The organism is Sporobacter termitidis DSM 10068 (assembly GCF_900130065.1).
In the GTDB taxonomy this organism is placed as follows: domain Bacteria; phylum Bacillota; class Clostridia; order Oscillospirales; family Oscillospiraceae; genus Sporobacter; species Sporobacter termitidis.
Map to the genome: position 1 here is coordinate 354,125 of NZ_FQXV01000002.1, position 12,240 is coordinate 366,364.

Here is a 12,240-nt window from a genome sequence, read left to right on the forward strand (position 1 = left end):
ATGAAGCATGAAACGTCAAAAATGAAAAGGCTGGCAGCGGAATTTAAGACCTTTGCCGTCAAGGGTAATGTGATTGATCTGGCTGTCGGCGTGATTATCGGCGCCGCATTCTCCAAGATCGTCTCCTCACTCGTTACGGATATTGCCATGCCGGTCATCGGCATGTTTACCGGCGGTGTCAATTTTTCAAAATGGACCATTGAGCTTCCGCGTTTTTTCGGGCAGACGGAGGTCATCAATTTCAACATCGGCAATTTCATTAATACAGTTGTTGAATTCGTTATTCTCGCTTTTATTGTCTTTCTCTTTGTCAAAGCAATCAACAGACTGAAGAAAAAGCAGGAGGAAGCACCGCCGGCGCCGGTTGTTCCCACCAGAGAAGAGCTATTGCTGGCGGAGATCTGCGACCTTTTGAAGGCGCAGAATGAAAAGAAGGATAAATAGACGGTGCCCATGAGGAATATACTGATTCAAGGCGCTCAACAATATGGCCTTACGCTCTCTGAGGAAGACGCCGCGGCGTTTTATCGCTACTATGAGTTTCTTGAAGAGAAAAACCGCGTGATGAACCTGACGGCCATCTCCGGCGAGAAGGATGTGGCCGAGCTCCACTTTCTGGACAGCCTGGCACTGCTGACGCTTGACAGCTTTGCCGGCAAATCCGTTATCGACATCGGCAGCGGCGCCGGCTTCCCGGGCCTGCCCATGAAGCTCGCCCAGCGGAGCATAAAGCTCACACTGTTGGACGCACAGCAGAAAAGAGTTGCTTTTCTGGACGAACTGTGTGCGCTCCTTGAATTGCCGGATGTTGCCTGTCTCCACGTCAGGGCGGAAGAGGCGGCGCTGACAGGTCTGCGGGACAGCTATGATATGGCGGTATCCCGGGCTGTGGCCGGGCTGAGTATGCTCTGCGAGCTGTGCCTGCCCTTTGTAAAACCGGGCGGCTTGTTTATCGCCATGAAGAGCGCCGACTCGGATGCCGAGCTTCGCGGGGCGGAAAATGCCTTAAAGCTGCTCGGCGGCGCGCTTGAAAGGGTCGCGGATTACACGATCCCCGGAACCGACGTGGCGCACCGCGCCGTTATGATCCGCAAAACCTCACCGACGCCAACCGCATATCCAAGGCGGTTTGCAAAGATTCAGAAGAGTCCGCTGTAAGGTTCCCTCAAATGTCGTTCCTGTGAATGTGTGAATCCATGGTGTCGCACTCGCGGGGTAGATTCCCGCCTGCGCGGGAAATGATATGATAAAATGCGCGGGACTGGCAAAGTGAGCGAACTGACATGGCAAAATGAAATGTTTCACGTGAAACAATAACAATGACCGGTACCCCCCGATATATCATTTATCGGGGCGGTGCCGCGTTCAGCGTATGGAAAATATTAACAGAAACGGCTGTGAACAAATGCGTGCACTGACAGAATCAATTATCAACGATATCGGTTTCGGGCAGATTGCCGCCAGAATCGAGGGCGGCGGCTGCCCCATTGCCGTCTCCGGATTGGACGGCATCCACAAGTCCCACGCCGCCGCGGCGGTCCGCCGTACCGTCGGCTGTCCCGTTGTCGTCATTGTCGCCGACGAAATGGAGATGACCCGGACGGCGTCCGACCTGGAGGCTTTGACATCGGAGCCGGCGGTGCTGCTGGCCGGGAGGGAATTTACCTTTTATAACGCCGAGGGCGTATCGCGGCAGCTGGAGCAGCGCCGCCTGCGGGCCCTGTGCCGGATGATGCAGGGTCGCGCCCCTGTCGTCGTGGCCACGATCGACGGCCTGCTGCAGCGGACAATGGCGCCGGAGGCCATGAAAAGCGTCGTTTTAAGTCTTAAAATGGGGCTTTCTATCGATATGGAGGACGTCGTCAAGCTGCTCCTGCGCTGCGGATACAGCCGGTCTGAGCAGGTGGAAGGGCCGGGACAATTTGCCCAGCGCGGCGGTATCCTGGATTTCTTTTCGCCGGCGGACGACGAGCCTGTCCGGTGCGAGTTTTTCGGCGACGAGATCGATTCGCTCTCCGGCTTTGACGTTTCGACCCAGCGCCGGACGGGAAATCTCGATACCGCGGAAATCCTGCCCTCAGCCGAGACGCTCGCGCCTTTGTACAGCGGCGGCCACGGTACAGGGGAGGAGGGGCTCAAAAGCGCGCTGAAGGCTTTTTTGAAGAATCTCGAAAAGAGGAAAACCGCGAATTCCGAGCTTAAAAAGAATATTACCGCCGATATCGAGCGCCTGGAAAACAGGCGCGGCTTTCAATCGGCGGACAAATACATGGAGCTCCTCTATCCAATGGCGACGGCGCTGGATTACATCGACAGCGCAGCCGTCATCATAATTAATGAACCGGGACGCATTGCCGAGCGCGCGAAAAACTACCTGTGGCAGCAGGGAGAGGACAGCAGGACGCTCCTGGAGGCCGGCGTGATCGATGCCAGCCTCGTCCGTTTTTCCCTGGACTGGGAGCAGTTTTGTGGAAAAATCGAGGATTTCGCCGTCGTGATGGCCGACAGCTTCACATCGAGCAAATATCCAGTGCGGCCGAAGGCGCTTTTGAATATATCCGCCAAGCAGCTGCCGTCCTACGGGGGCAGCCTGGAGACGGCGGCGGGGGATATCGCCCATTATGCGAACACCGGCTACAGGACGGTCATCCTCTGCCAGGACGAGCGCCGGGCGGGAATTCTGGCAGACTACCTCAGAGAACGCGGCATTGTCCCGAATGTCGACCCCCAGCTTGAAAAGCTGCCTGTGAACGGCGGCTGCGTGATCACCGTCGGCGCACTGTCGGCTGGGATGGAATATCCGGTGGCAAGGCTGGCCGTCATCACGGAGGGGCAGTTCGTAGAGCCCATTTCCCTGCGAAAAAAAAGAAAGGCCCTGCCGTCGAACCGGGAGAGGGTCCAGAGCTTTACGGACCTGTCGCCCGGCGACCTTGTCGTGCACGAGCACCACGGCATCGGCCGCTACGTCGGCATCTTTAAAATGCCGGTGGACGGCATCGAGAAGGACTACGTTAAAATCGCCTACGCCGGCACCGACAGCCTCTACGTCCCCGCCACCCAGCTGGACCTTGTCTCAAAGTACATCGGCGGCGGCGAGGACGCGCCCATAAAGCTATCGAAAATGGGCGGCGCCGACTGGACAAAAGCAAAAACGCGGGCTAAGGGCGCGGCAAAGGAGATGGCCAGGGAGCTCATCGCCCTGTACGCCGAGCGGCGGCGCCTCAGGGGCCACGCCTTCGCCCCCGACGCCGTCTGGCAGACGGAATTCGAGGAGAAGTTCGGCTATCAGGAAACGGATGACCAGATGCGATGCATCGAGGAGATCAAGGGCGACATGGAACAGTCCGTCCCGATGGACCGGCTCTTGTGCGGCGATGTGGGCTATGGCAAAACGGAGGTGGCGCTCCGGGCGGTGATGAAGTGTATCCTGGACGGCTATCAGGCGGCGATCCTCGTGCCGACCACGGTCCTGGCCCAGCAGCATTACGTAACGGCAATGCGCCGCTTTGCGGGTTATCCCGTAAAAATCGAGGTTTTAAGCCGTTTCCGGACGCCGCAGCAGATGAAAAACGCCGTTAAGGAAATCGAAACGGGCGCGGTTGACCTTATCATCGGCACGCACCGCCTGCTGCAAAAGGACGTGGTGTACAAAAAGCTCGGGCTCCTCATCGTCGATGAGGAGCAGCGCTTCGGCGTATCCCACAAGGAGCGGCTGAAGGAAATTTCCCGGCGGGTGGACGTTCTGACCCTGTCGGCCACGCCGATCCCGAGAACGCTGAATATGGCACTGTCCGGCATCCGGGACATGTCCACCATCGAGGAGCCGCCCCGGGACAGGCAGCCGGTGCAGACGTACGTGCTCGAGCACGACTGGGGCATCATCTGCGACGCCATCCGGCGGGAAATTTCCCGCGGGGGGCAGGTGTACTACATCCACAACCGTGTGGAAAACATCGAGCGGACGGCATCGCGCCTTTCGGCCATGCTGGAGGGGGTCACCGTCGCTGTTGGCCATGGCCAGATGGAGGAGGACCAGCTCGGCGCCGTTATGGAACGGATGGCGGCCGGAGAGATACAGGTGCTCGTCTGCACGACGATCATTGAAACGGGGATCGATATCCCCAACGTCAATACCTTAATTATAGAGGATGCCGACAAGCTGGGGCTCTCGCAGCTCCACCAGATCCGCGGCCGCGTCGGCCGATCGCCCCGCCGTGCCTTTGCCTACCTCACCTTCCGGCAAGGCAAGGTGCTGACGGAGATCGCTGAAAAGCGCCTGTCGGCGATCCGGGAGTTTGCCGAATTCAACTCCGGCTTCAAGATCGCCATGCGGGACCTGGAAATCCGCGGGGCGGGAAATCTTTTGGGTTCGGAGCAGTCGGGCCACATGATGAGCGTCGGCTATGACATGTACTTAAAGCTTTTGGAGGAGGCCGTTCTGGAGGAAAAAGGGGAAAAGCCGGAAAAGCGGACGGACTGCGCCGCCGACCTCTCTGTCTCGGCCAATATCCCCGAAAAATATGTCCCCTCCGGGGAGCAGCGCATGGACCTCTACAGGCGCATCGCCCGCATCCGCACCGAGGAGGACGCCGACGATATGATCGCCGAGCTCATTGACCGCTACGGCGACCCACCGAAGGAGGCCGTGGCCCTTGTCTCCATCGCGCTCCTGCGCGGCGAGGCAACGGCCGTCGGAATTTCGGAGATATCGCAAAAAGGCGGCTGGCTGCGGCTGCAGCTGACCGATTTCGACATGAATCGTGTCTCCGCGCTGTACAGTATGCCGGAATACAAAGGCCGGGTCAAGATCGAGGCGGGCACGGTCCCGGTCATTGCACTGAAGCTCCGCGCCCCGAACGTCATTGATGAAGCGACAAAATTTGTCAGGGCGTACGGAAAGGCGATTTAAAAAAGTGCCGGGTTCAAAGATGAACTTTGAATGAATAATGCGTATTTAATATTGTCATAGGTGTCCAAAAGGGGTATATTGATGAAAGGTTTATCGGTCAATGCCACCACAACGGAGGGAAAAAATGAAATATAAGAAAATTACCGTCCTGCTGACAGGCGCCGTCCTGCTCGTTTCGGTCTTTTCCGGATGCAGCCAAACGGCAAAGTCGCCGTTCGTCAGTCCCGATGCTTCGCCGTCCTCTTCCGGAGGCGCGGCGGCACAGACGCTGAATATCGCCGGCGCGTATAAGTCGCTGGACCCGAAGACGGTCATGATGACAGTCAACGGGAAAGACGTCACCTGGGACGAGCTGTTCTATTACATCAACTATGATATCTACCAGCTGCAGTCCAAGGGCGATCAGGTCACCGACTGGTCCGCGGCTTATCAGGACGAGCAAACATATGCCGAATATATCCTGAATGACGCCACCAGGACAATCCTGCAGAACGCCGCCGTGGAATACGGCGCCGATCAGCAGAAGATTTCGCTCAGCGAGCAGGACCAGTCCGACATCCAGGCCGACTGGGATTCCCAGGTCCAGGCGGCCGAAGGCGAGGAGGCGCTCCTTGCGGAGCTGCAGTCACAGTACAGCTCAAAGGATATCTATACGCACCTGCAGCAGATCAGCCGTCTGGCTCTGGACTGCTTTACATCAATGTACGGCGACAAGGGCAGCAAGCTCTCCGACCAGGACGTCGCGGACTATACCGCCGAGGACGGATATCTGATGGCCAAGCATATCCTGATGGTTACAACGAACACCGATGAAACCGGGAATGAGACACCGATGACGGACGAGGAAAAAGCGGCCGTCAAGGCCAAGATGGAGGATATCCTGAACCAGCTGAACGCATATCAGGGCAGCGATTTCGACGGTTTCTTCGATCAGCTGATGAAACAGTACAGTCAGGACCCGGGCGTCGAGCAATCCCCCGAGGGCTATCTGTTCCAGAGCGGCGAGATGGTCAGTCAGTTTGAGGACGCGACAAAAGCGCTGGAGATCGGGAAATACACAACCTCTCTCGTGGAGTCGGAATTCGGGTACCACATTATTTACAGAATCCCGATCAACTACGACTCGACGCCGTCCAGTTACGCTCCCTATGGCCAATATTCCTTAAGATATATTACGGCGCTCAATATGTTCAACGCCAACGTCGAGACTTGGCAGAACAGCATGGACGTTACCTACAGCGATAAATACAAGGCGCTGGATTTCAGTAAGCTCTTTGCGGCGGGTTAAAAAAGCAATAAAAAAAACAGGCAGCACTGCTGCCTGTTTTTTTATCTATATGACCGGTCAGTCGGCGCCGCGGCACTCGACGGCAGCTTTAATAAAGCCGTAAAAGAGCGGATGCGCCCTGTTTGGGCGGCTCTTGAACTCCGGGTGGAACTGCACGCCTACAAACCATGGATGGTTCTCGTTTTCCACAATCTCAACGAGACTGCCGTTGGGCGACAGGCCCACGAGCTTGAGGCCGTGTTCCACAAAAATACCTCTGTAATTGTTGTTGAACTCATATCTGTGCCTGTGGCGCTCGGAAATCGTCGTCGTGCCGTAAAGCGCCGCCGACCGGCTGCCCTCGTCGATCTTGCAGGGATATTTTCCGAGCCGCATGGTGCCGCCCTTCTTGGTGATGCCCACCTGTTCCGGCATCAGGTCGATGACAGGGTACTTCGTCAGCTCGTCGAATTCCGTGGAATGGGCATCGGCGAAGCCGCAGACGTGGCGCGCAAATTCGATGACGGCCATCTGCATGCCCAGGCAGACGCCGAAATAGGGGACGTTGTTTTCCCGCGCGTACTTGACGGCCGAAATCATGCCCTCAATGCCGCGGTCGCCGAAGCCGCCGGGTACGAGGATGCCGTGGCAGCCGTCGAGGACGGTGGAAACATTGTCTTCCGTCACGTCCTCGGAATTGACCCATTTGACCGTGACGATCGCGTCGTTTTCGGTCCCGGCGTGACTGAGCGCCTCGACAACGCTGAGATACGCGTCGTGCAGCTGCGTATATTTGCCGACAAGCGCGATGGTGACGTGCTTTGTGGCGCCCTTGACGCGTTCAACCATCGCCGTCCATTCGGTCAGATCGGGTTCCGGCGCCGAGAGGCCGAGCTTCCGGCAGACGACGCGGTCCAAGCCCTCGCCGGCTAGGAGCAGCGGGACCTCATAGAGGCACGCGGCCGTCCTGTTCTGGATGACGCAGTCCGGCTCGATATTGCAAAACAGCGAGATTTTATAGCGGATGCTCTGCGTGATCGGCAGGTCGCTGCGGCAGACAAGAATATCCGGCTGGATGCCGATGCTCAGAAGCTCCTTGACGGAATGTTGCGTCGGTTTGCTTTTGAGCTCGTCCGAGCCGGGGATTTGTACAATAAGAGGGACGTGGATAAACAGGACGTTCTCGCGGCCCTTTTCGTTGGCCACTTGACGGATGGCCTCCAGGTACGGCTGGCTCTCGATGTCGCCGACCGTGCCGCCGATTTCGGTGATAATAACGTCCAGATCGCCTGTATCCAGGCTGTAAATGCGGGCCTTGATCTCATCTGTGATGTGCGGGATGATCTGGACGGTGCGCCCCAGGTAATCACCGCTGCGCTCCCTGTTCAAAACGGTCCAGTAAATTTTGCCGGAGCTGACGCTGGAGTCGCCGGTCAGGCTTTCGTCAACGAAGCGCTCATAATGCCCGAGGTCGAGGTCCGTTTCGGCACCGTCGTCGGTCACAAAAACCTCTCCGTGCTGATAAGGACTCATCGTTCCCGGATCGACGTTGATATACGGATCGAACTTCTGCAGCGACACCTTGAGGCCGCGCTGCTTCAGGAGCCGTCCCAGTGACGCCGCGCAGATGCCTTTCCCGAGTCCGGACACGACGCCGCCGGTTATAAATACATGTTTTGTTCCCATAATATCCCTTTCCCTCGCGCACACATAATAGTTTATATTAGCATCGAGCCAAGCTGTTGTCAACAAAACAGACATCAACAATAATGGGAATACCTGCATGGGACATGGCCAATTTATACAAATTAAAAAACGGTAATTCTATGATATCGCCAATTCGTTATTGACACGGCGCGGACTGTTGCAGTATAATTCGGAGAATAAAGCAATGGGGCTTTTTAAGCCGCCGTTGCCTTTTTCTATTTTTGACGACATCCGGAGCCCTGAATGGTATATAATAATATCGATTCAGAGCTTCCGTTATTATTCATCGGCATTTCTCAGCCCCGGCATCAGTACAGACAACAAAAATCCGAAAGGAGACGTATTATGGGCAAATATACGAAAGAAGACATCATCAGAATGGTGAACGAGGATGACATCAAGTTTATCCGCATGCAGTTCACCGATATCTTTGGCCAGCTTAAAAATGTGGCAATCACGACGTCTCAGATCGAAAAGGCCGTTAACAACCAGATCGCGATCGACGGCAGCTCCATCGAGGGCTTTGTGCGCATACAGGAATCCGATCAGTATCTGTATCCCGATCTGGACAGCTTCACGATCCTGCCGTGGCGCCCGCAGTACGGAAAGGTCGCCCGCCTCATCTGCGACGTCCACAATCCCGACGGCACGCCGTTTGTCGGAGACCCGCGGTACGTGCTGAAAAAGGTCCTCAAAGAGGCCTTAGACATGGGCTATACCTTCAATGTCGGTCCCGAGTGCGAATTCTTCCTGTTCCAGACGGACGATTCGGGAAATCCCATCACCAAGACAGACGACGAGGCCGGGTATTTTGACCTGGGCCCCCTGGACAGGGGCGAGGGCACGCGACGCGAGATCTGCATGACGCTGGAGGAGATGGGCTTTGAGATCGAGGCCTCCCACCACGAGGTGGCGGCGGGGCAGCACGAAATCGACTTCAAGTATGCCGAAGCGCTGCAGGCGGCCGACAATATCATGACCTTCAAGCTGGCGGTCAAAACGCTGGCGCAGAAAAACGGCCAGCACGCCACGTTCATGCCGAAGCCGATCTTCGGCATCAGCGGCTCCGGCATGCACACGAACATGTCCCTCTTCCACGACGGGAAAAACGTCTTTTACGATGAAAACGGCAATAAGGGGCTGTCCCAGGAGGCGTTCAGCTTCATCGCCGGGCTTTTAAAGCACGTCCGCGGCCTGTGCGCCATTACAAACCCGCTGGTCAATTCCTATAAGCGCCTTGTACCCGGTTACGAAGCCCCGTGCTATCTGGCCTGGTCGGCGTCGAACCGCTCGGCGCTTATCCGCATCCCGGCGGCGCGGGGGCAGTCGACTCGGGTGGAGCTGCGTTGCCCGGACCCGGCCTGCAACCCGTATCTGACGCTGGCCGTGTGTCTCGCGGCCGGACTTGACGGCATCAAGAACAAGCTGCAGCCCCCCGCGGAGGTGACGGAAAACATCTTTAATATGGACGCACCGACCCGGGAGAAAAACGGCATCGCCAGCCTCCCCGGCTCATTGGAAGAAGCCATCGTCGAACTCAATAGGGACGAACTCATCAAGCAAACGCTTGGCGATCACGTGCTGACGCAGTATACCCTGGGCAAACAGGCCGAATGGGACGAATACAAAACGCGCGTTTCCAACTGGGAGCTTGAAAAGTATTTCATCGCTTACTAATTTAAATGTATGATGAAGCCCTTTGAAGGGAGGTGATGCTGTGGACAGGATCATTGTCGCTTTTGAAAACGAGAATAACAGAAAGCGGATCTGCGAGATGCTCGAGGCCAGCGGGATCACCGTCAGGCTCAGCTGCCGGTCCGGATCGGAGGCCATCCGCGCCGCCAGGAAATTAAGCGGCGGCATCATCATCTGCGGGTATAAGCTCTCGGAGATGACGGTGACCGATCTGGCGTACGACCTTGGGGGCCTCGCCATGGTTCTCGCCATAGCACCGCCGCAGCAGCTGGAATTGTGCCGCAACGAGAATGTCTTTAAGCTGCCAACGCCGTTCACCAAGGGGGATCTCGTCTCCTCGGTCCGGATGCTGCAGCAGATGGAGGCAAAGCACTTTAAGGCGGCGCCGCCGCGCCGCTCCGAAAAGGAGACGGCGGAGATCAATAAGGCCAAGGAAATCCTCATGAATAAAAACGGCATGACGGAGGAGGAGGCCCATCGTTTCATCCAGCGTCGGAGTATGGATACCGGCATGAAAGCGGTGGACACGGCGCGGATGATCATCGAGACATACAACTAAAAGGCGGAAATACATCGGAAACATATAACACACGCTTACAGGCCGCGGAAAGCGGCCTGTATTCTATTTCTATTTATCATTAAATTGACTTCACGGGGATAATAATGTACAATCAGTGCTGTTGAAAACATCCGGCGGCTCTTGCCGCCCGCACGAAAGGTGAAGCTCTATGTCGAATTGCGCAATTGTCGGTGTAAACTGGGGAGATGAGGGCAAAGGCCGCATGATCGACCTGCTCGCCGAAAAATACGATATTGTTGTCCGCTATCAGGGCGGCAGCAATGCCGGGCACACGGTGGTCAATAAGTTCGGCAAGTTTGCGCTCAATCTCATCCCGTCCGGAATTTTTCAGGAGCACGCCGTCAATATCCTCGGAAACGGCACAGTGATCGACCTGGAGCACCTCTGCGGCGAAATGCAGAAGCTCCGGGACAGAGGGATCAAAATAACGCCGGATAATTTTAAAATCAGCAACAGGGCGATCATCGTGTTTCCCTTCCATAAAGAGCAGGACGCTCTGGAGGAGGACCGCCTCGCCGGCGCCGCCTACGGCTCCACGAAGCGCGGCATCGCGCCCGTCTACAGCGATAAATATCAGAAGAAGGGCATTCAGATGGGCGATCTGCTCCTGCCCGAGACGTTCCAGAAGCATCTGGAGACCGTCCTTGAATGGAAGAACCTTTATTTAAAGGGCGTCTACAATGCCGAAACACATTCGGTGGCCGAGCTGACGGCCTGGGCGGAAAAATTCGGCGGGCCGCTCCTGCCGTATATCTGCGACACGTCCGACTATTTATACCATGCCTCAAAGGCCGGCAAAAACGTCCTGTTTGAGGCGCAGCTCGGCGCGCTGCGGGATATTGACTTTGGCATTTATCCCTTCACCTCGTCCTCGTCGCCGCTGGCGTCCTACGCGCCCGTCGGTTCCGGCGCGCCGTTTCTAAAGGTCGACAGGGTCCTTGGCGTTATCAAGGCCTTCTCCACCTGCGTGGGTGAGGGGCCGTTTGTGGCCGAGTGGTTCGGTGAACAGGCGGAGGAGCTGCGCAAAATCGGCGGCGAATACGGCGCCGCCACAGGGCGGCCCAGACGCGTCGGTCCTATTGATATCCCCGCCACACGCTACGGCATCCGTATGCAGGGCGCGACCGAGGCGGCCATCACAAAAATCGACAACCTCTCGTATCTAAAAGAGATACCGATCTGCAGCGCGTATGAGATCGACGGCAAGGTCACGGCGGATTTTCCGTATACGCCGCTTCTGGACCATGCCAAACCGGTGACGACGACGATGCCGGGCTGGGGCACGGACATTTCCGGCGTCCGCAAATACGGCGACCTGCCCAAGGCGGCCAGGGACTATATCGAATATGTCGAAAAGGCCATTGAATGTCCGGTGACATATGTCTCCGTCGGACCCGAAAGAGATGACATAATAATAAGGTAAGCGTTATTTGCCGTTTGCGGCGCTCCCCGCTTTGACATGTCAGGGCGGGGAGCGTTTTTGTTTTTTGCCGCGCCGTTGCCGGCAAAATCGCGCTCTGGCAGACTGAAAATAAAAAAGTGTGAAAAAGGCGGAAAAGGGGGTTGACAGAAAAAGAGGGTGATGGTAATATAACGGAGCGTCTTCAAGAGAGGATGCGGGGAGCCGGAGCGGCGGACAAGTTGAGGATAAATTGTTAAGAGATTGCAATTTAAGGCTTGACAAGGGATGCCGGGTATGGTATTCTTAAAGTCCGCCGGCAAACGGCGCGTGTACCTTGTAAATTAAACAATGTAAGAAAAGAACGCACCAGACACATCGAAAGATGTGCCAGTGAAAAGGGACCTTAAGTTGGGCAGCGGCGTTGTCAGCGACCGTGAGCCTAACTATAAAAAACTTTGAGAAGCTGAGATTCAGCGATCAAGAATGTGACGATTTTAAATGCTCGAAAGAGTAGTTAAGATACCATATTATTGAGAGTTTGATCCTGGCTCAGGACGAACGCTGGCGGCGTGCCTAACACATGCAAGTCGAACGGAGACAATTGGTTCGCTGATTGTCTTAGTGGCGGACGGGTGAGTAACGCGTGAGCAATCTGCCCTTCGGAGGGGGACAACAGCTGG

8 protein-coding genes and 1 rRNA gene are annotated in these 12,240 nt (G+C 56.3%); 8 read left to right on the plus strand and 1 reads right to left on the minus strand.

Features of this window, described 5'->3' with window-relative positions:
• Positions 1-21 precede the first annotated feature (21 nt).
• The 4 genes from mscL to BUB60_RS05180 all read left to right on the plus strand — a co-directional run bounded on the left by mscL (position 22) and on the right by BUB60_RS05180 (position 6,197).
• Positions 22-444, plus strand: a complete 423-nt coding sequence (mscL, locus tag BUB60_RS05165) for a large-conductance mechanosensitive channel protein MscL (RefSeq protein ID WP_073076610.1) — start codon at positions 22-24, stop codon at positions 442-444.
• Positions 445-453: 9 nt separating this feature from the next.
• On the plus strand, positions 454-1,158 hold the full coding sequence (rsmG, locus tag BUB60_RS05170; protein ID WP_073076582.1) for a 16S rRNA (guanine(527)-N(7))-methyltransferase RsmG: 705 nt from the start codon (positions 454-456) through the stop codon (positions 1,156-1,158).
• 247 nt (positions 1,159-1,405) lie between these two features.
• Positions 1,406-4,909 carry a transcription-repair coupling factor gene (gene mfd, locus BUB60_RS05175; RefSeq protein WP_073076611.1) on the plus strand — a complete coding sequence of 1,168 codons (3,504 nt, stop codon included), beginning with the start codon at positions 1,406-1,408 and terminating at the stop codon, positions 4,907-4,909.
• Between the two features lie 124 nt (positions 4,910-5,033).
• The gene (locus BUB60_RS05180; protein ID WP_073076583.1) at positions 5,034-6,197 is read left to right on the plus strand and encodes a peptidylprolyl isomerase; all 1,164 of its coding nucleotides are present in this window, start codon (positions 5,034-5,036) and stop codon (positions 6,195-6,197) included.
• Positions 6,198-6,254: 57 nt separating this feature from the next.
• On the opposite strand, the gene BUB60_RS05185 is transcribed toward BUB60_RS05180, so the two are convergent.
• Positions 6,255-7,862, minus strand: a complete 1,608-nt coding sequence (locus tag BUB60_RS05185) for a CTP synthase (RefSeq protein ID WP_073076584.1) — start codon at positions 7,860-7,862, stop codon at positions 6,255-6,257.
• 366 nt (positions 7,863-8,228) lie between these two features.
• Here BUB60_RS05185 and glnA point away from each other — a divergent pair, with 366 nt between their 5' ends.
• The 4 genes from glnA to BUB60_RS05205 all read left to right on the plus strand — a co-directional run.
• The gene (glnA, locus tag BUB60_RS05190) at positions 8,229-9,560 is read left to right on the plus strand and encodes a type I glutamate--ammonia ligase (protein WP_073076585.1); all 1,332 of its coding nucleotides are present in this window, start codon (positions 8,229-8,231) and stop codon (positions 9,558-9,560) included.
• A 40-nt stretch (positions 9,561-9,600) separates the two neighbouring features.
• A complete protein-coding gene (locus BUB60_RS05195; RefSeq protein WP_073076586.1) occupies positions 9,601-10,137 on the plus strand; it encodes an ANTAR domain-containing response regulator in 537 nt (178 codons plus the stop codon).
• A 169-nt stretch (positions 10,138-10,306) separates the two neighbouring features.
• The gene (locus BUB60_RS05200) at positions 10,307-11,581 is read left to right on the plus strand and encodes an adenylosuccinate synthase (RefSeq protein ID WP_073076587.1); all 1,275 of its coding nucleotides are present in this window, start codon (positions 10,307-10,309) and stop codon (positions 11,579-11,581) included.
• Between the two features lie 505 nt (positions 11,582-12,086).
• Positions 12,087-12,240 (plus strand): 16S ribosomal RNA (locus BUB60_RS05205); the annotation flags it as partial.

Coding starts and splice junctions, on each gene's coding strand:
- rsmG (WP_073076582.1), top strand. CDS start 454: ATGAGGAATATACTGATTCAAGGCGCTCAACAATATGGCCTTACGCTC.
- BUB60_RS05180 (WP_073076583.1), top strand. CDS start 5,034: ATGAAATATAAGAAAATTACCGTCCTGCTGACAGGCGCCGTCCTGCTC.
- glnA (WP_073076585.1), top strand. CDS start 8,229: ATGGGCAAATATACGAAAGAAGACATCATCAGAATGGTGAACGAGGAT.
- mfd (WP_073076611.1), top strand. CDS start 1,406: ATGCGTGCACTGACAGAATCAATTATCAACGATATCGGTTTCGGGCAG.
- BUB60_RS05185 (WP_073076584.1), bottom strand. CDS start 7,862: ATGGGAACAAAACATGTATTTATAACCGGCGGCGTCGTGTCCGGACTC.
- mscL (WP_073076610.1), top strand. CDS start 22: ATGAAAAGGCTGGCAGCGGAATTTAAGACCTTTGCCGTCAAGGGTAAT.
- BUB60_RS05200 (WP_073076587.1), top strand. CDS start 10,307: ATGTCGAATTGCGCAATTGTCGGTGTAAACTGGGGAGATGAGGGCAAA.